Annotated in this window: 12 protein-coding genes, 5 tRNA genes and 3 rRNA genes; 3 read left to right on the plus strand and 17 right to left on the minus strand. The window is 53.7% G+C overall.

Features of this window, described 5'->3' with window-relative positions:
• Nucleotides 1-379: 379 nt before the first annotated feature.
• The 8 genes from VXK30_RS10695 to VXK30_RS10730 all read right to left on the minus strand — a co-directional run bounded on the left by VXK30_RS10695 (nt 380) and on the right by VXK30_RS10730 (nt 6,406).
• Nucleotides 380-455, minus strand: a tRNA-Asn gene (locus tag VXK30_RS10695).
• Nucleotides 456-462: 7 nt separating this feature from the next.
• Nucleotides 463-579: ribosomal RNA gene (gene rrf / locus VXK30_RS10700) — 5S ribosomal RNA — on the minus strand.
• 221 nt (nt 580-800) lie between these two features.
• A tRNA-Glu gene (locus VXK30_RS10705) sits at nt 801-875 on the minus strand.
• Nucleotides 876-936: 61 nt separating this feature from the next.
• A tRNA-Lys gene (locus VXK30_RS10710) sits at nt 937-1,012 on the minus strand.
• 130 nt (nt 1,013-1,142) lie between these two features.
• Nucleotides 1,143-3,974: ribosomal RNA gene (locus tag VXK30_RS10715) — 23S ribosomal RNA — on the minus strand.
• Between the two features lie 333 nt (nt 3,975-4,307).
• Nucleotides 4,308-4,384 (minus strand) — tRNA-Ile (locus VXK30_RS10720).
• Nucleotides 4,385-4,512: 128 nt separating this feature from the next.
• A tRNA-Ala gene (locus VXK30_RS10725) sits at nt 4,513-4,588 on the minus strand.
• Between the two features lie 256 nt (nt 4,589-4,844).
• A 16S ribosomal RNA gene (locus tag VXK30_RS10730) occupies nt 4,845-6,406 on the minus strand.
• Together the 16S, 23S and 5S rRNA genes with 5 tRNA genes alongside form the textbook arrangement of a ribosomal RNA operon.
• Before the next feature lie 423 nt (nt 6,407-6,829).
• On the opposite strand from VXK30_RS10730, the gene metA reads away from it, so the two are divergent.
• A complete protein-coding gene (gene metA / locus VXK30_RS10735; RefSeq protein ID WP_275714658.1) occupies nt 6,830-7,753 on the plus strand; it encodes a homoserine O-acetyltransferase MetA in 924 nt (307 codons plus the stop codon).
• A 53-nt stretch (nt 7,754-7,806) separates the two neighbouring features.
• Here metA and VXK30_RS10740 read toward each other — a convergent pair whose 3' ends face one another.
• The 6 genes from VXK30_RS10740 to VXK30_RS10765 form a co-directional block, all read right to left on the minus strand.
• Nucleotides 7,807-8,457 carry a sigma-70 family RNA polymerase sigma factor gene (locus VXK30_RS10740; protein ID WP_275714660.1) on the minus strand — a complete coding sequence of 217 codons (651 nt, stop codon included), beginning with the start codon at nt 8,455-8,457 and terminating at the stop codon, nt 7,807-7,809.
• 1 nt (nt 8,458) lies between these two features.
• On the minus strand, nt 8,459-8,908 hold the full coding sequence (gene spoIIAB, locus VXK30_RS10745) for an anti-sigma F factor (RefSeq protein ID WP_275714662.1): 450 nt from the start codon (nt 8,906-8,908) through the stop codon (nt 8,459-8,461).
• Complete coding sequence (locus VXK30_RS10750; protein WP_275714664.1) at nt 8,892-9,227, minus strand: STAS domain-containing protein; 336 nt, start codon at nt 9,225-9,227, stop codon at nt 8,892-8,894. Before VXK30_RS10750 ends, spoIIAB begins: the two co-directional genes overlap by 17 nt.
• Nucleotides 9,228-9,383: 156 nt before the next feature.
• Nucleotides 9,384-10,676 carry a bifunctional folylpolyglutamate synthase/dihydrofolate synthase gene (locus tag VXK30_RS10755; RefSeq protein WP_275714666.1) on the minus strand — a complete coding sequence of 431 codons (1,293 nt, stop codon included), beginning with the start codon at nt 10,674-10,676 and terminating at the stop codon, nt 9,384-9,386.
• A gap of 8 nt (nt 10,677-10,684) precedes the next feature.
• Entirely contained in the window at nt 10,685-13,309 is a 2,625-nt protein-coding gene (locus VXK30_RS10760; protein ID WP_275714668.1) for a valine--tRNA ligase, read from the minus strand.
• Between the two features lie 129 nt (nt 13,310-13,438).
• Entirely contained in the window at nt 13,439-13,930 is a 492-nt protein-coding gene (locus tag VXK30_RS10765; RefSeq protein WP_275714670.1) for a tubby C 2, read from the minus strand.
• Nucleotides 13,931-14,091: 161 nt separating this feature from the next.
• On the opposite strand from VXK30_RS10765, the gene VXK30_RS10770 reads away from it, so the two are divergent.
• Nucleotides 14,092-15,198: a DUF3810 domain-containing protein gene (locus tag VXK30_RS10770; protein WP_275714672.1), complete on the plus strand. Its 1,107-nt coding sequence runs from the start codon at nt 14,092-14,094 to the stop codon at nt 15,196-15,198.
• A gap of 52 nt (nt 15,199-15,250) precedes the next feature.
• Here the strand turns inward: VXK30_RS10770 and VXK30_RS10775 are convergent, their stop codons facing one another.
• From VXK30_RS10775 to VXK30_RS10785, 3 genes are read right to left on the minus strand one after another with little or no spacing between them, the layout of a single operon-like run.
• A complete protein-coding gene (locus tag VXK30_RS10775; RefSeq protein ID WP_275714674.1) occupies nt 15,251-16,951 on the minus strand; it encodes a PASTA domain-containing protein in 1,701 nt (566 codons plus the stop codon).
• Nucleotides 16,952-16,998: 47 nt separating this feature from the next.
• Nucleotides 16,999-17,739: a YebC/PmpR family DNA-binding transcriptional regulator gene (locus VXK30_RS10780; protein WP_275714675.1), complete on the minus strand. Its 741-nt coding sequence runs from the start codon at nt 17,737-17,739 to the stop codon at nt 16,999-17,001.
• A gap of 38 nt (nt 17,740-17,777) precedes the next feature.
• The gene (locus VXK30_RS10785) at nt 17,778-18,383 is read right to left on the minus strand and encodes a flavodoxin family protein (protein WP_275714677.1); all 606 of its coding nucleotides are present in this window, start codon (nt 18,381-18,383) and stop codon (nt 17,778-17,780) included.
• Between the two features lie 364 nt (nt 18,384-18,747).
• Here VXK30_RS10785 and VXK30_RS10790 point away from each other — a divergent pair, with 364 nt between their 5' ends.
• Entirely contained in the window at nt 18,748-21,642 is a 2,895-nt protein-coding gene (locus VXK30_RS10790) for an acyl-CoA dehydratase activase-related protein (protein WP_329493249.1), read from the plus strand.
• Nucleotides 21,643-21,647: the final 5 nt, after the last annotated feature.

A 21,647-nucleotide genomic window follows, 5' to 3' on the forward strand; every position in this document is an offset into this window, starting at 1 on the left:
AACGAAGGGCAGAAAAGAATTCTGCCTAACAAAGCGCTTGAATATAATACCATAAATCCGTATAAAATGCAATCTCAAGTTGTAATTTTTACAACCCAAACGCTGTCATCAAATAAGCGATCACCTCGTTGCAGAGACTGAATAAAAGGTGCAGATCAATACAGCCACGTCGATCGGCTTTCTCTCAGATACGTGAAAATATAAAGAACTTCTTTATTATCTTAATAACAGATTCCTTCGTCTCTTCAGGTTAGCCCCGTCTCTTGATCCAAGGCCCAAACAAATCTAAGGGGGGGGTGTTTCCTTAACGCCCTGAATCTCCTTCAGGATATGCGGATAAAACACAAAGACCACCAATCATTCGACTGGTGATCTTCTCTGGCTCCCCAAGTTGGACTCGAACCAACGACCCTGCGGTTAACAGCCGCATGCTCTACCGGCTGAGCTATTGAGGATTATTTGTGTTGGCACCTTCCTATTGTCCCGGGCCGTTGCCAGCCAAGTATCTTCGGCACCAGTGAGCTTAACTTCCGTGTTCGGGATGGGAACGGGTGGACCCTCACCGTCATCAGCACCAACTAACTTAAATTAAATTGTAATTCTCCGACTCGACGGAAACAAAAATCTTACCATAGCAAATGAAATTTGGTGACCCGTGGGAGGACTTTGCAGTCGGCATGCGCCTACGGCGATGACCTCAGACAGCCACTTGGAATCTCTGTCTTTGCTTTCCTGTGGAAGACCGGAGTTCGATTCTCCGGCTCGGCCGAAACAAAAATCTTACCATAGCAAATGAAATTTGGTGACCCGTGGGAGAATCGAACTCCCGTTATCGGCGTGAGAGGCCGGTGTCTTAACCGCTTGACCAACGGGCCATATCTTTCATACAGTCAGATGCAGAGGCCAGAGGCTCCAGCCCCCGTTCCGACTTCTTAATGGTGCACCATCAGGGACTCGAACCCGGGACACCCTGATTAAGAGTCAGGTGCTCTACCAACTGAGCTAATGGTGCATATGGCAGGTTGAGCCTGCACGCTCCGGATTTTCATCCGCTGCTCTTTGCTTTTCAGACATATTTGTACACTGAAAACTGAATAAAGGGAGGGAAGCAGAGAGAGAAATAGAGGGTTGCCAAGAAAAATATGGTCAAGCCCTCGGCCTATTAGTACTGCCAAGCTGAATACGTTACCGTACTTACACACGCAGCCTATCAACCTTGTAGTCTTCAAGGGGCCTTACTAGCTTACGCTATGGGATATCTCATCTTGGAGCCGGCTTCACGCTTAGATGCTTTCAGCGTTTATCCGATCCGCACATAGTTGCCCAGCTGTGCCATTGGCATGACAACTGGTGCGCCAGCGGTGCGTCCATCCCGGTCCTCTCGTACTAAGGACAGCTCTCCTCAAATATCCTGCGCCCACGACAGATAGGGACCGAACTGTCTCACGACGTTCTGAACCCAGCTCGCGTACCACTTTAATCGGCGAACAGCCGAACCCTTGGGACCGAATACAGCCCCAGGATGTGATGAGCCGACATCGAGGTGCCAAACCTCCCCGTCGATGTGGACTCTTGGGGGAGATCAGCCTGTTATCCCCAGGGTAGCTTTTATCCGTTGAGCGACGGCAATTCCACTCTCATACCGCCGGATCACTAACTCCAACTTTCGTTACTGCTCGGGCCGTCACCCTCGCAGTTAGGCCAGCTTACGCGTTTACACTCAAAAGCACGGTTTCCGTCCGTGCTGAGCTGACCTTTGAGCGCCTCCGTTACTCTTTTGGAGGCGACCGCCCCAGTCAAACTGCCCGTCTAACAATGTCCCCCGGCCGGATTCACGGCCGCAGGTTAGAATTTCAGCAACTTAAGAGTGGTATCCCAACAGCGACTCCGCAAAGGCTGGCGCCCTTGCTTCTCAGTCTCCCACCTATCCTGTACATAAATTACCGAAACCCAATATTAAACTGCAGTAAAGCTCCATGGGGTCTTTCCGTCTTGTCGCGGGTAACCGGCATCTTCACCGGTACTACAATTTCGCCGGGCGGGTAATTGAGACAGTGCCCAGATCGTTACACCATTCGTGCGGGTCGGAACTTACCCGACAAGGAATTTCGCTACCTTAGGACCGTTATAGTTACGGCCGCCGTTTACTGGGGCTTCAATTCAATGCTTGCACATCTCCTCTTAACCTTCCAGCACCGGGCAGGTGTCAGCCCCTATACTTCATCTTGCGATTTGGCAGAGACCTGTGTTTTTGCTAAACAGTCGCCTGGGCCTATTCTCTGCGGCCACATTGCTGCGGCACCCCTTTTCCCTAAGTTACGGGGTCAATTTGCCGAGTTCCTTAACTACCCTTCTCCCGTTGGCCTTGGAATTCTCTTCCTATCTACCTGTGTCGGTTTGCGGTACGGGCGCCTCAGATATCCATAAGACTTTTCTCGCCCTGCTCTAAGCATACTTCCCTACTCTGATTTCGGTCCCTTACGCCCGGGTCAACCATCGCCCGGGTTATGCCCTTTGCAGGTGTCCTCTTACTTAAATCTTTTGGCGGCTACGGAATTTCCACCGTATGTGCATCGGCTACGCCTCTCGGCCTCACCTTAGCTCCCGGCTTACTTGGAGCGGACGAACCTTCCTCCAAAAACCTTAGACTTTCGGCCAATATGATTCTCACACATTTCTCGCTACTCATTCCGGCATTCTCACTTGAATAAAGTCCACCAGCGCTTCCGCTCTGACTTCACCCCTTATTCAACGCTCTCCTACCATTCCTTGCGGAATCCCAAGCTTCGGTATATGATTTAGCCCCGTTAAATTTTCGGCGCAGGGTCACTCGACCAGTGAGCTATTACGCACTCTTTTAATGAGTGGCTGCTTCTAAGCCAACATCCTGGTTGTCTGTGCAACCCCACATCCTTTTCCACTTAACCATATTTTGGGACCTTAGCTGTGGGTCTGGGCTGTTTCCCTTTTGACAACGAAACTTATCTCACGCTGTCTGACTCCCGTACATCAATTATCCGGCATTCTGAGTTTGATAGGTTTCAGTAGCCTTTCGGCCCCTAGACCATTCAGTGCTTTACCTCCGGTAATCTAATACGAGGCTAGCCCTAAAGCTATTTCGGAGAGAACCAGCTATCTCCGGGTTCGATTGGAATTTCTCCGCTACCCACACCTCATCCGCTACTATTTCAACAGGAGTCGGTTCGGTCCTCCATGGGGTTTTACCCCCACTTCAACCTGGACATGGGTAGGTCACCCGGTTTCGGGTCGAATACAACTGACTTCTTACGCCCTGTTCAGACTCGGTTTCCCTGCGGCTCCATCCCTTAAGGACTTAACCTTGCCAGTTACATTCACTCGCCGGACCATTCTACAAAAGGTACCCGATCACCCTTTGACGGGCTCTCGGTGCTTGTAAGCACAAGGTTTCAGGTTCTTTTTCACTCCCCTTCCGGGGTCCTTTTCACCTTTCCTTCACAGTACTCTTCACTATCGGTCACTGGGTAGTATTTAGGCTTGGAGGGTGGTCCCCCCATATTCCCACCGGGTTTCTCGTGTCCGGCGGTACTCTGGATACAGCTAAGCGCTTTCCTTTTTCGCATACGTGACTCTCACACTGTTTCGTTGGCCTTCCCATGCCATTCTGCTAAATTCCGGCGTCCATGTTGCTGTCCGAACCCCGGGAGTATTGCTACTCCCGGTTTGGCCTCTTCCGCGTTCGCTCGCCACTACTGGCGGAATCTCATTTGATGTCTTTTCCTCGCCCTACTTAGATGTTTCAGTTCAGGCGGTTCCCCTCATACACCTATGAATTCAGTGTATGATAACTGGACATGACTCCAGTTGGATTGCTCCATTCGGATATCTATGGATCAATGCCCACTTACGGCTCCCCATAGCTTTTCGCAGTTAGTCGCGTCCTTCTTCGGCTCCCAGTGCCAAGGCATTCCCCTTGCGCTCTTTGTAGCTTGACCATGTGTTTTTTCTTGGTTCTTCTTTAAAAATTTGAAATTGTAGATTTTAAATCTAAAAATAACAAGTTATTTCTCGCTTAATATCTGCTTCTTCTTTATTCAGTTTTCAATGTACACGGCCGCAGGCCGTTTCGTCGCGGGACAGCACTCAGATCAAAAGACCCGTTCTGCCGCGGATTCCACCTTCTGCCGGCCTTTGCCACACGATGCCTTTTCCTCCACCGAAGTGAATTCAAACTACCGTATGTATTTTTGAGGACTTCCTCCGTTACGCGGGCACTCAGCTTCCTTTTTCAAGTTCGCTTTGTGCGCGGCAAAAACGGACTGTGTCCGTGGTGGGCTTAAGTGGACTCGAACCACCGACCTCACGCTTATCAGGCGTGCGCTCTAACCGGCTGAGCTATAAGCCCATATTCCGGCGTTCAGGTTGTCACCCTTAGCCACATTTTGTTTTGGCTCGTCTTCGCTTCTTTCCGCGTGCGCTCATTTGACGTTTCCATCAAATCTTACCCGCGAATTGTCTGCGGCGACTCGCCGCTGGTGGAGATTAACGGGATCGAACCGTTGACCTCCTGCTTGCAAAGCAGGCGCTCTCCCAGCTGAGCTAAACCCCCATATACAGGTAGCTTCACTCAGGTGTTCTACCCTTGTTTCCACTTTTTTCTGAAAGCTCTCTTGCAGTTCCGCGCCGGGAGCCGGTTGTTACCGTCCCGCCACACCGGGGGCAATTTCCTGCTGCATTCCTGCGGCGGGCCATTGTCACCGGGCACTGCCCGGGGCCTTCAAAATTAAACAACGATTCGAATTATCTCTTCCGTAACTGACCTTGGATGTCTGACCAGCTTGTTTCAGCTGCCCATGTCTCCATAGAAAGGAGGTGATCCAGCCGCACCTTCCGATACGGCTACCTTGTTACGACTTCACCCCAGTCGCCAATCCTACCTTCGGCAGCGCCCCCCTTGCGGTTGGGCTACTGACTTCGGGTATTACCGGCTCCCATGGTGTGACGGGCGGTGTGTACAAGGCCCGGGAACGTATTCACCGCGGCATGATGATCCGCGATTACTAGCAATTCCAACTTCACGCAGGCGGGTTGCAGCCTGCGATCCGAACTGAGACTGTTTTTCAGGTTTTGCTCCACCTCGCGGTCTTGCTTCCCTTTGTTAACAGCCATTGTAGTACGTGTGTAGCCCAGGTCATAAAGGGCATGATGATTTGACGTCGTCCCCACCTTCCTCCGTTTTGTCAACGGCAGTCTGATTAGAGTGCTCTTGCGTAGCAACTAATCACAGGGGTTGCGCTCGTTGCGGGACTTAACCCAACATCTCACGACACGAGCTGACGACAACCATGCACCACCTGTCTCAACTTTCCCCGAAGGGCACCTGACGCATCTCTGCCTCGTTAGTTGGATGTCAAGACCTGGTAAGGTTCTTCGCGTTGCTTCGAATTAAACCACATACTCCACTGCTTGTGCGGGCCCCCGTCAATTCCTTTGAGTTTCAACCTTGCGGCCGTACTCCCCAGGTGGATTACTTATTGTGTTAACTCCGGCACGGAAGGGGTCAGACCCCCCACACCTAGTAATCATCGTTTACGGCATGGACTACCAGGGTATCTAATCCTGTTTGCTACCCATGCTTTCGTGCCTCAGCGTCAGTTAAAGCCCAGTAAGCCGCCTTCGCCACTGGTGTTCCTCCCGATCTCTACGCATTTCACCGCTACACCGGGAATTCCGCCTACCTCTACTTCACTCAAGCCCCACAGTTTCAAACGCAGTCTATGGGTTAAGCCCATATATTTCACGCCTGACTTGCAGAGCCGCCTACGCACCCTTTACACCCAGTAAATCCGGACAACGCTTGCTCCCTACGTATTACCGCGGCTGCTGGCACGTAGTTAGCCGGAGCTTCCTCCTTGGCTACCGTCATTTCTTTCGTCACCAAGGACAGAGGTTTACAATCCGAAAACCGTCTTCCCTCACGCGGCGTTGCTGCATCAGAGTTTCCTCCATTGTGCAATATCCCCCACTGCTGCCTCCCGTAGGAGTCTGGGCCGTGTCTCAGTCCCAATGTGGCCGTTCAACCTCTCAGTCCGGCTACCGATCGTCGCCTTGGTGGGCCTTTACCCCACCAACAAGCTAATCGGACGCGAGTCCATCTTCCAGCGGATTGCTCCTTTGATATTCGGACCATGCAGCCCAAATATGTCATGCGGTATTAGCGTCCGTTTCCAGACGTTATCCCCCTCTGAAAGGCAGGTTACTCACGCGTTACTCACCCGTCCGCCACTAAATTAAGCTCAACACCCACCGTTCGGTCAGGTGTCCCCACCAAACAAAACGTTCGGTGTTAAACTTAATTCCGTTCGACTTGCATGTGTTAGGCACGCCGCCAGCGTTCGTCCTGAGCCAGGATCAAACTCTCTAAAATATTGTATATAATCGCCATTAAGGCGTTTATATCTTCTATCCAGAGTTTTTGAAGAGCTCTAAATACGATACACTAAGCGTGTATTCTCGTTGTCTTTTAAAGTGACAACCAACTTCGTCCGAAAGTACTTCCATACTCTCAAGTTCATTACGGGTTCCTTAATTCTCTCGTTGTTTAATTTTCAAGGTCCTATCTCCGTCAAACTGTACAAGGAGAACGCTTTGAAGTCTATCATATTTCAGTGGACTTGTCAAGCGTTTTGTTCCCGTTTTTCGACGGCTTCACTATAATACCACTTCCATTATACATTGTCAACGCTTTTTTCAGTATTTTATGAAACTTTCAAGATTTTGCCGTATATTGCAGGATTTATAGATGTTTGGTATAATAAACCTATTGTCTCTATTAACAGGAGGGCAGACTATGCCAATCAAAATACAGGAAAACCTTCCGGCAGTGGAAGTGCTGGAGTCGGAAAATATATTTGTTATGACGCATCAGCGCGCGATCACGCAGGATATCCGCCCGCTGAAAATCGTAATCCTCAATCTGATGCCCACAAAGATCGATACGGAAACGCAGCTTCTGCGGCTTTTGGGAAATTCCCCTTTACAGGTGGATGTCGAACTGATGCAGATGGCGACGCATATTTCCAAGAATACTTCGGCGTCGCATCTCAATACTTTTTACAAAACATTTGACGAATTGAAGGACGAAAAATTCGACGGCATGATTATTACGGGTGCCCCTGTCGAAAACCTGCCTTTTGAAGAAGTCGATTATTGGGACGAGCTCTGCAAAATCATGGCCTGGAGCAGGCGCAACGTTTATTCCACGCTGCACATCTGCTGGGGAGCTCAGGCCGGACTCTATTATCACTTCGGAGTGCCGAAATATCAGCTGCCCGAAAAGCTTTCCGGCGTATTTCTTCACCATCTGCTCGACTGCCGGCATCCGCTGGTCCGCGGCTTTGACGACAATTTCTTTTCGCCGCATTCCAGAAATACCGAAGTCAGGATAAAGGACATTGAAAAAATAGAGGATTTGATCGTCCTGACCGCTTCGGAGGAAGCCGGAGTCCATATTATCGCCAGAAAGAACGGCAGGCAGTTCTTTGTCACCGGCCATCTGGAGTACGACTGCAACACGCTGGCCAATGAATATTTCCGGGACCTGAGAAAAGGAATCCATCCGCATATTCCAAAACATTATTTCCCGAATGACGACGTTACGCAGGAACCGCCCTTTGTGTGGCGCAGCCACGCAAACCTTCTGTTCATCAACTGGCTGAACTATTATGTATACCAGCAGACGCCGTACGACCTGAAAGATCTTACCGATAACTGAAAAGAGCTCTCCGCCCGCGGGCGGAGAGCTCTTTTCTCAGTTTATGCTGAAACTCACGACAATTTTTCACGCAATTGATTCAAAATCACTTTTTCGCGCCGGGATACCTGCACCTGCGTCATGCCGAGCGCCTCCGCGGTCTGCGTCTGTGTCCGGCTTTTGAAATAGCGGAAAACGATGATGCTTCGGTCTTTGGGCGGAAGCTCCGTGACAACCTGCTTCAGGGAAAGCAGCTCCGCGATTTTGTCGTCGCCGCTTTCCACGCTCACATCGATCTGGCCTCCCCCCTCTTCCGGAGAGGCGGTGAGCGAAAGCGGAAGCTGGGAAGCCCCGAGCGCCTGAGCGGCCTCGGCGGGTTCCACATTCAGGAGCTCCGCAAGCTCGCCGACAGTCGGTGTGCGTCCTTCCCGCTCGCTGAACGCGGCCGATTCCCGCGCGGCGCGCATGGACAGCTCTTTCAGCCCCCTGCCGACCTTGATTGCGCCGCCGTCACGGAAAAGCCGCCTGATCTCCCCCAGAATAACCGGGACGGCATAAGTGGAAAATTTGACCCCGCGCTCACTGTCGAAATTGTCCACAGCCTTGACAAGGCCCAGACAACCGGCCTGAAAAAGGTCGTCGTATTCCACCCCGCGTCCTTTGAAATGCTTGACGCAGGCATGCACAAGACCGATATTATCACTGATTGTTTGCTCTCTGTCCATATTAATGGTTTTTTTCCGTCCGGCGGCGCTGGATGGTTTTGCTCATGGTGACCGACGTTCCGCGCCCCGGCTTGGAGGTCACTCTCAGAACATCCATGAAGCTCTCCATGACGGCAAAGCCCAGCCCCGCGCGTTCTTCGTCCTCGGAAGTGCTGAACAGCGGCTGCATGGCCTGTTCGATATCTTCGATGCCGCAGCCCTTGTCGCGGATACGGATGCTGATTCTGCCGTTCTCGTATAGTTTACAGGTTATGTATATGATCCCTATGGTATTGCGGTAGGCGTGGACAATACAGTTGGTAACCGCCTCTGAAACCGCTGTTTTGATATCGCTCAGTTCATCGATCGTAGGGTCAAGCTGCGCGGCAAACGCCGCAACCGCCGCCCTGCCGAAGGATTCGTTTGCCGAACAGCTTGGGAAGGAGACCGTCATTTCATTCATTGGCTTCATGAATTTTCACATCCTTTACAATACTGCATAGCTGGTTTAAACCTGCAAGCGAAACGATTTTTTCTATTTTCGGCTGTAGATTTGCGATTCTGACACTGCCGCCCCAAATCTGCATCAGCTTGCAGCGCCCCATAATCAGCCCCACACCGGAACTGTCCATAAACTGCACCCCTGAAAAATCAAGCGTCAGCAGCTTCGGTTTTACTTTCGACGCCGCCTCGTCAATGGCGCCGCGGATTTCCCGTGCGGAATGATGGTCGATCTCTCCGCTCAGCACGGCGGTCATCTCGCCATCCTTCAGTATTAATCTGACACCCATGCGGATCCCTCCATGATATATGTAATCTAATTAGTATCGGCAGATTTCAGACTTGTTATTCATGAATTTAGAAAATCGGCAATAAAAAAAGCCCTTAACTATAAAGATAAGGGCTTTTGTGTAAAATTTTACTCGAAATTTGCGGACAGGCTGTTTTTATTTTGAATAAAGCAGATTGAGGACGCGCGGCCGGATATCGCCCGCAAGGTAGAGCGAGCCGCAGATCAGCAGCGCGCTGTTCCCATCCAGCAGGGAAAATGCTTTCGCAAGGGCCGCGTCGGCGGTTTGCGCGGGCTCCGCGTCCGCACCGATTTTGCGAAACTGTTCCGCGAGCGATTGTGCGTCCAGTGCGCGGGGACCGGGCGGCACCAGCGTAAACACTTTGGAAAACAGCCCCGTAAAATTCCGTACGGCGCCGGCAACGTCTTTGTCGGCAAGCATGCCCACAATGGCTATGATTTTCCGATCGCCGAAATATTTTCCGGCCGCTTTCGCCAGCACGGCGGTGCCGCCGGGATTGTGCGCGCCGTCCAGCACGATCAGCGGGTCGGCGGAAAGCACCTCCATCCGGGCGGGGAAGCTTGCCGAGGAAAATCCCGCCTCAATGCTGTGGTCGGCAATATGGTACCCCTGTTTTTTCAGTTCCTCGATCACGGCCAGCGCGGTCACCGCGTTTTTGACCTGATGCTCCCCAAGGAAAGGCAGGCTGACCAGAAGCCCGCGGTACTCGAGCCCGGTTCCGCTGAGATTCATGGACAGCACTTCCACGCTGTCCGTATCGGCCGGGACAAAGCGGTTTTTGCGCTCTTCCGCCGTACTCCTGATGACCGCAAGCGCTTCCGGATTCTGTCCGGGCGAGCACACGGTCACGCCGTTTTCCTTGATAATGCCGCATTTTTCATAGGCGATTTTCGCGAGGGTATCGCCCAAAATCGCGGTGTGGTCAAAAGAAATCGACGTAATGACGGACACAAGCGGGGTGGAAATGACGTTCGTCGCGTCCAGACGTCCGCCGAGACCCACCTCCAGCACGACGATATCGCATTGACTCTCTGCGAACCACTCCATTGCCAGCGCGGTAATCAGCTCAAATTCCGTAATGATTTCGCCGTTCTCCGCCATCCGCTCCACAAGGGGAAAAATTTTTTCCACAAGGGCGCTCAGCTCCTCACGGCCGATCATTTCACCGTTGATCTGCATTCTTTCGCAGAAATCCGTGACAAAGGGAGAAATAAACAGCCCTGTTTGATACTGGGATTTTTTCAGCACCGAGGCAATCAGCGCACAGGTGGAGCCTTTCCCGTTAGTGCCGGCCACATGAACGAATTTCAGTCTGTCCTGCGGATTTCCGAGCAGGGCAAGAAGCTTCTCCACTCTTTCGAGGCCCGGTCTGGAGCCGAAGCGGAGCAGGCTTTCTATTTTTTGAAGCGCTTCCTCATACGTTATCATTTTTACGCCTACTTTAAAGCTTCGATACCGGACTGAATCAGCGCGATGTGATCGCGCAGCTTGTCGGCGTTCTGCCTGACGCCTTCCACTACGTTCGTGGGAGCCTTCGACATGAATTTCTCGTTGGCAAGCTTCTCCTGTGCGTTCTGATACTGCTTCTGTGCGGATTCCAGTTCTTTGGTCAGGCGTTCAAGCTCCGCCTTCTTGTCCACCAGTTCGGACATGGGGATATACAGCTTCGCGTTGGCCGTGACAATGGTCGCCGCGCCGTCGAGCTGATAATCGGACCCGATTTCCACCTCCGTGGCGTAGGCGAGCTTTTTGATGATTTCCCTGCCTTCTTCAAACATGGCGGCGTCGCCGGTGGCAATATAGAGATGGGTCTTGCGTGAAGGCGGTACGTTCATTTCGGAACGGCGGTTGCGGACGGCGCGCACCGCTTCCATAATGCTGCGCATGTTCTCCGCGGCCTGCGGGAAGCAACGGCTTTCCTCGTACTGCGGCCAGCGGGACACCATGATGGACTCGCCCTCGTGCGGAAGCGTCTGCCAGATTTCCTCGGTAATATACGGCATAAACGGATGCAGCAGCTTCAGGGTGCCGCTCATGACCCAGACAAGCACCTGACGCACGCCCTGCGCGGTTTCCCGATCGTCGGAATTCAGGCGGATTTTCGCGATTTCAATATACCAGTCGCAGAATTCGTCCCAGAGGAAATCGTAAAGCTTCTGTACGGCGATCCCGAGCTCGAAATGCTCCAGGTTTTCCGTGATCTCCTTCGTCACGCGGTTGAAGGAATCGACGATCCACCGATCTTCCATCGCAAGGTTCGCGGGAAGCTCATTCTTTACGTCATGACCGTCGATATTCATGAGGATAAAGCGCGAGGCGTTCCAGATTTTATTGGCAAAATTGCGGCTGGACTCCACCTTCTCGTCGGAAAAACGCATGTCGTTCCCGGGGCTGTTGCCCGTTGCGAGGGTAAAGCGGAGCGCGTCCGCGCCGAATTTTTCAATGATTTCAAGCGGGTCCACACCGTTGCCCAGCGACTTGCTCATTTTTCTGCCCTTCGCGTCGCGGACAAGGCCGTGAATCAGCACGGTATGGAACGGGACCTCTCCCATCTGCTCAATGCCGGAGAAAATCATGCGGGCGACCCAGAAGAAAATAATATCGTAGCCGGTGACAAGGGTATCGGTCGGATAGAAGTATTTCAGGTCCTCGGTTTTGTCCGGCCAGCCGAGGGTGGAAAACGGCCAGAGCGCGGAGCTGAACCAGGTATCGAGGGTGTCCTCGTCCTGCTTCAGGTTTTTGGAACCGCACTTCGGGCAGGTGTGGGGTTCCCCGCGGGAAACGACCGTTTCCCCGCAGTCCTGGCAGTACCACGCGGGAATGCGGTGGCCCCACCAAAGCTGGCGGGAAATACACCAGTCCTTGATGTTTTCCATCCAGTGGTCGTAAATCTTTTCAAAACGGTCGGGAACAAATTTCACTTTCTCGTCCTTTACTTCCTGAAGAGCGGGCCCAGCCAGCGGCTTCATTTTTACAAACCACTGCTTGGAAACACGCGGCTCCACAACGGTGCCGCAGCGGTAGCAGGAGCCGACGTTGTGCTTGATCGGTTCGACCTCGACAAGAAAGCCCTGTGCCTTCAGGTCCTCCACAATCTGTTTGCGGGCCTCCAGGGCGGGCATACCGGCGTATTTCCCGGCGTTCTCATTCATATTGCCGCCGTCATCCATGACATTGATGACCGGCAGATCATGGCGCAGGCCGACTTCAAAGTCGTTCGGGTCGTGGGCCGGGGTGATTTTTACCACTCCGGTTCCGAAATCGCGCTCAACATAAGTATCCGCAATCAGCGGGATCTCGCGGTTTACAAGAGGGAGGACCAGCGTCTTCCCCACCAGACCCGCATAGCGTTCGTCTTCGGGATGTACCGCGACCGCGGTGTCTCCCAGCATGGTCTCCGGACGGGTGGTAGCCAGCTGAATGGAACCGCTGCCGTCCTTGAAAGGATAGCGCAGGTGCCAGAAGAAGCCGTCGTGCTCGCTGAACTCCACTTCCGCGTCGGAAATAGAGGTGCGGCAGTGCGGGCACCAGTTGATGATGCGTTCCCCGCGGTAGATCAGGCCCTTTTCGTACAGTCTTACAAAAACCTCCCGGACGGCTTTGGAGCAGCCCTCGTCTAAGGTAAAGCGCTCGCGTTCCCAGTCGCAGGAGGAACCCAGCTTTTTCAGCTGTTCAATGATTCTTCCGCCGTATTTTTCCTTCCATTTCCACGCGCGTTCCAAAAAAGCCTCGCGGCCGATTTCGTCTTTGGTAATGCCCTCTTTGCGCATCGCCTCGACGATTTTCGCCTCTGTGGCAATGGAAGCGTGGTCGGTTCCCGGCAGCCAGAGCGCCGAATAGCCCTGCATCCTTCTCCAGCGGATCAGGATATCCTGCAGGGTTTCGTCCAGGGCATGTCCCATGTGGAGCTGTCCGGTAATGTTCGGGGGCGGAATCACGATGGTATATGGCTGCTTCTCAGGGTCCGGCTCGGCGTGGAAATAGCCGCCGGAGAGCCAGAAGTCATAAATTCTGTCCTCCACTTCCTGTGGGTCATAGGTCTTTGCAAGTTCCCTGCTCATATATTTTCCTCCTGAATTTTATCCCTTATCATGATGGAATACCCCTTCATTCCCAGCGGTGCGCCGGGCGCGCCGCCACGGAAAGCAGCTTGTTTATTATGGCATTCCATGGGTCGTTTGTTAATTTTTTCAGCTTGCCGGAACCGGTTTGACGGAACCGCCGATCACGGTGCTGTCAAGGATGACGGCAATGCAAAGGCACAGCAGGACATTGGACGGATCGGCGATATCGACGGCGAAGCAGTCGCCGTTTTCATTCCAGCACCGGCCGTGTGTCATCACGACAGTGGAGTCCACATCGATCAGGTCGTAGGAACGCGTCAGAAGATCGCCGCGGAAGCTCCAGCCGACGCCTTTGATTTTAATGGGCTGCTTCGACGAGGCAAGGTTCAGCGTCACGCGCGCGCGCTCCTTGTCCCCGATAGAAACGGAGTACCTCGATATGGCCGAAATCCCCAGACTGAAGATGCGGGCCGCCTCGTTTTGGTTGTTGTCAATCAGGCAGACCTTGCTGCCGATGGACAATGAATCACCGGTAACACTGTAGACAGACTGACCAAGAGCATCTATTACGGTAAAAAGAGCTTCCGTACCGGTGCTCTGTTTAATGTAAAATTTCATGCGCCGGCCTCCCTGTTCGAAATCGATTATTAATGCTTATCATATCATTTTTGTACCGTATAGGCAACCGCCTTTCCGTATAAATATGGAAAAGGCAGAGCGGATTTCCATTGACGTACCTGTGCGGATATACTACAATAAACGGGATCGGAGGTGCTGTTTTGAAAAAATTCCTTCCTCTCAGGCGAATCCGGCTCCTTGCGTTTGCACCGGTCGCCCTACTGCTTACCCTTGCCGCACAAAACCATCCCGATTTTGCGGAATGGTACGCGAACACCATTTATCCCGTTTTGTCGCGCGGGGTGAACCGCGTCACTTCCCTTGCCCCGTTTTCCGTTATGGAGGTCCTGATTGTCCTTCTTTGCGCGGGCGCCGTTTTTTATATGATTTTCTTTATTGCCAAAATCATACATAACCGCGGAAAACGAAGAAAAATATTTTCTCTTTTCGCAATTAACCTGATATGCATTGCCAGTGTGCTGTATTTTGCGTTTGTGGTTTCCTGCGGAATCAATTATTACCGCTACCCCTTCTCGCAGACCTGCGGGCTGGAAATCCGGCCTTCGTCCAAAGTCGAGCTGACGGCGCTCTGTACCGGCCTTGCCAATCGGGCAAACGAGTTACGGAAAGGAGTCCGGACCGACCGGAATTCCGTCATGCGGCTGAACATGGAGGATATGGAGGCGACGGCAAAAAAGGCGAGAACGGCGTTTGACGCGGTCAGCGGGGACTATCCGCTTCTGCGCGCGGGGTACGGCCCGCCGAAGCCGGTGTTTTTCTCCCGGCTGATGTCCTACTGTGACACTACGGGCATCTTTTTCCCGTTTACCTTTGAAGCGAATGTCAACGTGGATATCCCCGATTATTCCATCCCGCTGACCATGTGCCACGAGCTTTCCCATCTGCGCGGATATATGCGCGAGGACGAGGCAAATTTCATCGGCTACCTTGCCTGTGAAAAAAGTGGGGACACGGATTTCCGGTATTCGGGGACGATGCTCGCCTACATCTACGCTTCCAACGCGCTTTCCGGCACGGACCCGTCGGCGGCAAATCAGATCTACGGGACCCTGAGCGACGGCGTCAGGCGCGATCTGGAAAACAATTCCGCGTACTGGAAGCAGTTTGAGGGGCCGGTCGCCACCGCCGCCAACCAGGTCAACGATTCGTATCTGAAAGCCAACAAGCAGACGGACGGCGTAAAAAGCTACGGCCGGATGGTCGACCTGCTGCTTGCCGAATACCGCGCAAAAAAAGGAACCGGCTGAAAGGCTCCTTTTTTCATCGATACTCAAAACGGCTGTTCAGGCAGCGCCGCACTCAGGGAGCCGAATCGGAAGCAGTGCCGGAAGCGCCGTCCGGCGCAGGCCCTTTGCTGACGACAATGGCGACCTGGGACCCGTAGGCCATCTGGCTGCCCTCCCGCACATCCTTGTAGCCGACGACCATCCCTTTTTCCACGTCGGAGCTGTATTCCTCCGTTTTAGTGGGCGTAAAGCCGGCCGAGGTGACCGCTTCCGAAGCTTCCGCAAGCGTTTTTCCGGCGATCGGCGGAAGCGTGCGCACGGCGGCCCCTTCGCTGACAACGACTACGATCGCCGTTCCCCGCGCCATTTTCGTGCCCGCGACGGGCGACTGGGAAATGATGCTGCCCTCGGGAATGGTGTCGCTGAACTGCTTGCTGGACAGAAGCACCTGATAGTCCTGGCTGGAGGAGGATTCTCCCGAATTGGTCTGCTCCCGAAAAACCTGGCCGACCAGATCGGGCGCTTCGATCAGATTCGGGTCGGCGGAATCCGCGGAATCCACGGAATCCATCGTCATTTCCAGCGAATCCGCGGCCGCGGACTCAATCTGGGAGGCTTCCGAGGCGAGCGTTTCCGTATCCCCCCGCCCGGTGTTGGAAATCCAGATAATCCCCACGATGGTGAACACGATCAGCGCCGCCACACAGGTCAGGATCACCCATACGAAATTGGGAACGCCCTTTTTTCCGTCGTCCTCCTCCGGCTCAGGGGCGGACCTGTGGATTCTCTGGGTATCCTCAATGGTCGCCGTGACGGTCGGCGCGGCGGAAAGCTCGGCGCGCAGCCGTTCAAAGGTGGGGGTGCGTTTGTCCGGGGAAACCTGCAGCGCGTTGGCCATCGCCGTCACCACGTGGGGCGGCAGGCTGCGCATAATGCTGGTCGGAATCAAAAGCCGCATATCGTTGCGCCTTTTTAAGGCTTCCTGCGGCATGGTGCCCGTCAGGGCGAAAAACAGGGACGCGGCAAAGCCATAGACATCCGTCGATTCGTTGGGGACATAGTCCATCACATACTGCTCTATGGCGGCGCAGCCGGGAACAAGGTCCGGCGGCAGATCCGTGTCCATCCGCCGGACGGCGCCGATGCAGAAGCTGCCGAGCTTCATCCTGCCGTCCTGCATGATATTCAGGGTATCGGGAGAAATGCCAAGATGCCTGATCCCCGCCGCCTGCATCGAGCTGAGCGCGGACAGAACGGGCATAAAGAGCTGACGGGCGGCGTTCCAGCCGAGGTTGCCGCCGCTGCGCTCGACAAAATAGCGGAGCGTAATGCTTTCGCTCCACTCGGAAACGGTATAGGCCGTATGATTTTCTTCAAAGATATCGTAAATCTGTACGATGGCGGAAAGCTCGCGCATGTGCGCGATCTCCCTGGAATAATTCAGAAAAGCGGCGAGACATTCGTCAAAGATGATCTCGCTGCCGCCGATCACACGGATATCCGTCCCGTTGGCGGGTCTTTCGCACAGGGTCTGCGGAAAAAACTCGCGCAGCTCAATCGGTATGTTCAGAACCGTATCGTAGCCGATATAGGTAATTCCTTCGCCGTTGCTCTTTTTCGCGCGGCCGACGATATACCGGTTCTGCAGTCTGGTCCTGTACGGAAGCGCATGGCGCATTTGTGGCTCGGAAGAACTGAAGCCGCAGTTGGAACATTCGGGTTTGCCGTTTGTATCGGACATGCAGTTCATGCATAGATTGTCAAAGCCAGTCATCTTGCTTCCTCCATGTTTCACAAATATGGAAAAACTTTCTATTATTCTTAGTCGTCCATATCCGGATTATCCCAGTTGTGCCAAACATTTTGCACGTCGTCGTTGTCCTCAAGGGCATCGAGCAGACGCTGCATTTTGGTAACGGATTCTTCGTCGGTCAGCGTGGTATAGGTGTTCGGCACCATCTCCACTTCCGCGGAAACAAACTCATAGCCTTTCTTTTCAAGGTCGTCGCGCACGCCGCTGAAGTCCTCCGGCTCGGTATAGATTTCAAAGACGTCCTCGTCCGCCTGAAAATCGGACGCGCCCGCTTCCAGGCTGTCCTCCATGACCTTGTCTTCCTCAAGGCCTTCCCTTTCGACGACGATCAGTCCCTTTTGGGCGAACATAAACGAAACACAGCCGGTGGTACCGAGGTTGCCGCCGAATTTGTCGAAATAATGGCGGACGTCGCCGGCGGTGCGGTTGCGGTTGTCGGTCAGCGTTTCCACAATGACCGCGATGCCGTTCGGGCCGTATCCCTCGTATGTAATGGTTTCATACTTGGTATCGTCCCCGTCTCCGGCAGCTTTTTTGATAATGCGTTCAATATTGTCATTAGGCACATTGTTGGCCTTCGCCTTGGCAATGCAGTCCTTTAATTTCGAGTTGGCGTTGGGGTCCGGGCCGCCGCCCTCTTTTACCGCTACGGCAAGCTCGCGGCCGATTTTTGTAAATACTTTCGCCTTGGCACCGTCTGTCTTTTCTTTTTTACGTTTGATGTTATTCCACTTTGAATGGCCAGACATATTTTTTCCTCCCAAATAATAGGTTACATTTTATGATATCACAATTCACACTCTATAGCAAGCGCCAGCTCCCGGGCGGAATTCCGCGCTTTTTCAAACGTTTCGCGGCCTTCGTCAAAATCCGTTCCCGGCCAGACGGCCATGCCCGCGAGCGAGGTATTGACGGCGGAAAACGCCAGCTTCAGCTGGCGGGCAATGATTTCCGCTCCCTCGCAGTCCTTGGAGCCGCAGGTAACCAGCACCGCGGCCAGCTTATGCTTTTCAATCGGATCCCTGATGCCGAGGGAAAACCGGGCCGCGAAATACCGCTGCGTACGGTCGACAATCGCCTTGAGCGGCGCGGGCAGGCCGAGGTTGTAAACCGGCGTGGCGACGACGATCACGTCCGCGGCGCGGATCAGCGCGTCAATGTCGTCAAAGTCCGGCTGCGAGCATCTTTCTTCCCCGACGCAGGCGTTGCAGGCGATACAGGGCGCAATGTTCCGCTCATAGGCGCTTACGGTCTCGATCCGCGTATTCCCTTCCAGCGGCTTCAGAAATTCGTTCAGAAGCTTCGCGGTAGTCCCGTCCCTGTTGGGGGAACCGAAAAAGACGAGCACCAGCTTCCGCCCCTCTGAATTTTCCCGCACAGCATCCGCATGCAAACCGACCACCCCTTTCATAAAAACGAAAGCCGACCCGGTTTTTCCGTCCGGCCGCATCACAAAGGTCCGGACACGATGTTAAGCCTGCTTTAAATGTTGGTAAAATATCGTTTATCATCTGATTTCAGGAATAACAATATTTAGCATTCTTTTATAATAATTGTACCATACAGTCCCGCCGGTGGGAAGAGCAAACCTGTCGAAATCCGTGCCCCGCCGCGGAAGGAACGAAAATTTTCACCGACGGACAGGTGCGGAACACCCCCAGATTTATAAAGTCTGTCGCTTGACAATGTGGACTATTTTAGGCTAAAATGTATTATTATCGTTCATGGAATAATATAATCAGAAACGGTGGCATTTTATGAAAATCGGCTTAGATGTCGGCTCCACCACGATCAAATGCGTGGTGCTTGACGACGGCAATCAAATCCTGTATCAATCTTATGAGAGGCATTTTTCCCAGATTACGCAAAAAATGTCGGAGCTTCTCACAAGAATCGATCACGAACTCCTCAAAGGCGCGAAGGCCCGGCTTACGGTTTCCGGTTCCGCCGGAATGGGGATTTCACAGTCCTGCAAGCTGCCGTTTATTCAGGAGGTTTACGCCACCCGCGTGGCGATCGGAAAGCTGATTCCCGACGCGGACGTCATTATCGAGCTCGGCGGAGAAGACGCGAAAATGCTGTTTTTATCCGGCGGCATGGAGGTCCGCATGAACGGCTCCTGTGCCGGAGGAACCGGCGCCTTTATTGACCAGATGGCGACTCTGTTGAATATCTCGCTGGACGAAATGGACCGGCTGGCGGAGCAGTACGAGAAAATATACACCATTGCCTCGCGCTGCGGCGTGTTCGCAAAGTCGGACGTGCAGCCCCTGCTGAACCAGGGCGCGCGCAAAAGCGACATTTCGGCGAGCATCTTCGCCGCCGTGGCGAACCAGACGATCGCGGGGCTGGCACAGGGCCGGAAAATCGCCGGAAAAGTGATTTATCTGGGCGGGCCGCTCACCTTTTTGCCGCAGCTGCGCGCAAGCTTTGACCAGGCGCTGAAAACGCAGGGCGTATGCCCCGAAAATTCCCTTTATTATGTAGCGCTGGGGGCGGCGCTGAGCAGCGACACCGAAATCGACCTGGAAACCGCTCTCGAAAGCATCGCCGCCTACGGCAAGACGGCGAACTTTCTTTCCATTCCCCCGCTGTTTGAAACACAGGCGGATTACGACGCCTTTACTCGCCGCCACGCCGAATGCAAAGCGCCGCGCGGCAGCGCGGAAACCTACACGGGCGACGCGTACCTCGGGATCGACGCGGGTTCCACCACGGTAAAGGCCGTTTTGCTCGGCAAAGACGGCGAGGTGCTGGATTCCATATACCGCGGCAATTCGGGCAACCCGGTGCCGATTATCCGGGAATACCTGCTCAGCCTTTCCGACCGTTTCCCGAAAATCCGGATCGCCGCGGGCGCCGTGACGGGCTACGGCGAGGAGCTTCTGAAAAACGCCTTCAATATTGACTTCGGCATCGTGGAAACGGTGGCGCACTTTACGGCTGCCAAATGTTTTCTGCCCGACGTCGATTTTGTCATCGACATCGGCGGACAGGATATGAAATGCTTTAAAATCCGCAACGGAGCAATCGACAACATCTTTCTGAACGAAGCCTGCTCCTCCGGCTGCGGTTCTTTTTTACAGACCTTCGCCAACACGCTCGGCTATGAAATAGAGGATTTCGCGAAGCTGGGCCTGTTTGCGAAGCACCCGGTGGATCTGGGTTCCCGCTGCACCGTATTCATGAATTCGCAGGTCAAGCAGGCGCAGAAGGACGGCGCGACCACCGAGGATATTTCCGCCGGCCTTTCCGTCAGCGTGGTGAAAAACGCGATCTACAAGGTCATCCGCGCGGCTTCGGCCGAAGAGCTGGGCCGCAACATCGTCGTACAGGGCGGCACCTTTCTGAACGACGCGGTGCTGCGCGTGTTTGAAAATGAGCTGGGCGTCAACGTTTCCCGTCCGGATATTTCCGGCCTGATGGGCGCTTACGGCGCGGGGATCTACGCCAGAGCCCATTCAAAGGGGCAGAGTACGATCATCGGCAGGGAGGAGCTGGAAAACTTCCAGCACGACGTCAGGGTCACCTCCTGCGGGCTGTGCAACAACCACTGCCGGCTGACCATCAACGTTTTCGGCGGCACCCGGCGCTTTATCGGCGGAAACCGCTGCGAAAAGCCGGTGACGAAGCGCACGTCGGGGGACGAGCTCAACATGTACGCCTATAAGCTCGGCCTGCTGCGCTCCTACCGGCCCGTACCGGGCAGAAGGGGCAAAATCGGCATTCCGATGGGGCTGAATCTCTATGAGCTGCTCCCCTTCTGGCATACCTTCTTTACCAGGCTCGGCTTTGAGGTAACGCTCTCTCCCCTTTCCAGCAGGGAGCTTTACATCGAGGGCCAGAGCACCATTCCTTCCGACACGGTCTGCTTCCCCGCAAAGCTGATGCACGGACATGTGCAGGCTTTGATCGACGAGGGCGTTAAAAATATTTTTTACCCCTGCATGTCGTATAATTTCGACGAGGGTCTGGGTGACAACCACTACAACTGTCCCGTCGTCGCCTATTATCCGGAAGTCATTTCCGCAAACATGAGCATGCCGGAAGGCTTCCGCCTGATCCACGACTATGTGGGAATCCACAGAAAGCGCGATTTCCCGAAAAAAATGCACGGAATTCTTTCCGGGTATTTTGACGATATCTCCCTTTCCAAGGTGAAAGAAGCGGCAAAAGAAGCGTACCGCGAATACGACGGGTATTTCGCGAAGGTACACGAAAAGGGCGACCGGATCATTGCCGAAGCGCGGAAGCAGCACAAGCCGATCATCGTCCTGAGCGGAAGACCCTACCATCTTGACCCGGAAATCAACCACGGCATCGACAAGCTGATCGTCAGCCTGGGCGCGGCGGTCATCTCGGAAGATGTTCTGAGTAATAAGGTAACACGCTTCCACACCACGGTTCTGAACCAGTGGACCTATCACGCAAGGCTGTACGCGGCCGCCGAATACATCGGCGACAAGCCCGACATGAACCTTGTCCAGCTCGTTTCGTTCGGCTGCGGCGTAGACGCCATTACCACCGACGAGGTACGCAGCATTCTGGAAGCGAACGACAAAATTTACACACAGATCAAGATCGATGAAATTACGAATCTCGGCGCGGTAAAGATCAGGCTGCGCAGCCTCTTTGCCGCTCTGGAGAAATGAGGTGA

This window comes from Caproiciproducens sp. CPB-2, assembly GCF_036287215.1.
GTDB lineage: Bacteria > Bacillota > Clostridia > Oscillospirales > Acutalibacteraceae > Caproiciproducens.